Source organism: Falsigemmobacter intermedius, from assembly GCF_004054105.1.
GTDB classification, from domain to species: domain Bacteria; phylum Pseudomonadota; class Alphaproteobacteria; order Rhodobacterales; family Rhodobacteraceae; genus Wagnerdoeblera; species Wagnerdoeblera intermedia.
Genome location: NZ_SBLC01000065.1, coordinates 1 through 2,140, shown reverse-complemented (window position 1 = coordinate 2,140; position 2,140 = coordinate 1). Strand labels below are relative to the sequence as shown.

At 54.1% G+C, this 2,140-nt stretch carries 1 protein-coding gene and 1 pseudogene; both read right to left on the bottom strand.

Annotated features, from left to right (window positions below):
• Positions 1-169, bottom strand: a pseudogene (locus tag EP867_RS18250) (IS256 family transposase); the annotation flags it as partial.
• Positions 170-1,218: 1,049 nt separating this feature from the next.
• The coding region (locus EP867_RS19945) for a vWA domain-containing protein (RefSeq protein WP_164888945.1) at positions 1,219-2,140 on the bottom strand (922 nt) is incomplete at its 5' end.

Here is a 2,140-nt window from a genome sequence, read left to right as displayed (position 1 = left end):
TGGTGGCTACGCCGTCGGTGAATGTGACGCCTTCGATGAGCAAAGGCAACTGGTTCGCGCCCTTCAGGCGGCGCCATGTCTTGGCGGCAGCCTGAACGAGCTTGAAGACCATGAGCTTCGCCGTCTTCTGCGACAGCGCACCCTTGGTTCGGACGATCGACCACCTCATAAGCTGCTGGCATTGATCCAGCCTCAGATGGGGCAGGGGGCATATCACCGCTCATGGAGGCAAGCGGGATCTGTTCAAGGTTATCCGCCTCCGGGTCAACCAGATCCAGCTGCTCTTCCGACGATACCGCATCACCGGACTTAATCAGGTCTCTGATTTCGGAAAGGTAGGCCAAATACTCTGGCAGTTCGATAAGGTGTCGGTTTCCCGCGATACCTCTGTGCCGGCTGAAGCCTTTATGCTCCCCATACGGGGCAGGGAAGGCGGCCCATTCGCCTGCCAGCTCATACGCAAAGTCTTCGAGCTTCATCGTGCCAGCCTTAAACTCGGCCCATCCGCGGCCGTAGAGAAGGGCAAGGCCGATCCTGTCCTGTGTTTTGGCATCAAAGAGAGTGTCACATGGAAGGTTCATCTGCTCCGTTACCCGTCGGTATGTGCCCCCGACGATCTGATACATACCGATAGCAGTTGATTTCTGGATACGGCGGGCAGCCAGCTGCCAGTCGCGGACTTCACACACCGTCATCTCAGTAGGCTTTTTGGGCAGCGGGTGCTTATTCCCGTTCCAAACAGAGTCATATCCGGCGCGTCCTGCCTCAAATCGGCGAATAAGGCTGACGATCATGTCTTCTGGTGAACCCGGAAGAAAAGTTGTGGGGATCTTGGTTATATCGTGAGCTTCTTCAGGCTTTTCGGAAAACGTGTAAATCCGCATAGGCGCAAGCCTTTCGTCCATGCCATCATAAAGAGCGGCAAGCTCTGGAGCGCGGCCACTCAGCGAGACGGGTTTATGCGGGTCAAAGTTCGGCTCTGCAGCGTAAAGGGCCGCCGCTGCCTGGACAGAGGCGTCTAATCCCCCCGGAACCTTCCAGAATCCTTCAGCTGACGCGAAGCCGGCTGAAGATGCCAAGATGATCGCGGTAAGGGAGAGAGCTTTCATGAGGCATCACTGTCATTGAGAGGGGAACAATAGAGAAATAGCCGAGGAAAATTTAACTGTGAAGCCGTAAAAACGACAAAAAAAAGAGCCCACTTGGGGCTCTTTGAGTTCAGAGGTTTCTGCGCACCAATGCCGAGAGGCTGCGGGGCAGGGCATTAGGTGACGAAATCTGTTCAGAGTCATCAAACATTCCAGCCGGATAGGGCTGTTTTGAAATGATGACACCGTAGACTTCGACGCCAAGCCTTGTGAGTTTGGCTTTTTCTTTAGCGGCAGCCTGGGCGTTATCAGGCATTCCGTCAGTCAGAATGATAAGGATTTTCCTTTGTTTTTCTGAGTGTAGGAAGTTGAACCATGCAGATACATACGCATCTGCAAGGGGTGTACCGCCCGTAGCAGTCGGCCACTTTGCATAGCAGGAAGTAACCGGCTGCCCAAAAGCCTTAATGAAGGGAGCGTGGACCATTCTTCCGGCCCAGGCACTCCCAGGAAAATGGCTTATGGCCGTCTCAACATCCTGAAAATGTTCGAGAGCCGAGGCGATACCCAAAGCGGATACAATCTCAGCATCCAGAACAGCCCCGGATGTTGATCCCGAAGTGTCGATCAGGATCTGCACAGCAACAGACTGATCTTCTTCGATGTGGATTTTCCTGAACAAAGCTGGATCTCGATCAGTGATAGCCCGAGTTATGCGGCTTTGGTTGATCCGATTTCCTGACTTTGAATTGGCAGAATACTCCATGTCGCCACAGAGCATCGGTGACAGTGCTGCGACCAGACTTTGTGTCATCGCTTTAGCTCTGCGTGCATGGAGAAGCACAGCATCCCGCAGCATTGGATTGGCAGGAGCCTTATCAGTCGCGCCAATATGAGGCAGAGCTATGACAGCGCTGTCTTTGCTCGCACCCTTATCAGCTAGTGCCCTGAAAATGTCCCCTATCTCCTGCGTGGCACCGGTTTCTTCCAGAGGCTGTGAACTGCCACCGGTTTGGCCGCTACCTTGCTGGCCTTTAGAGCCTTGGGAGCCG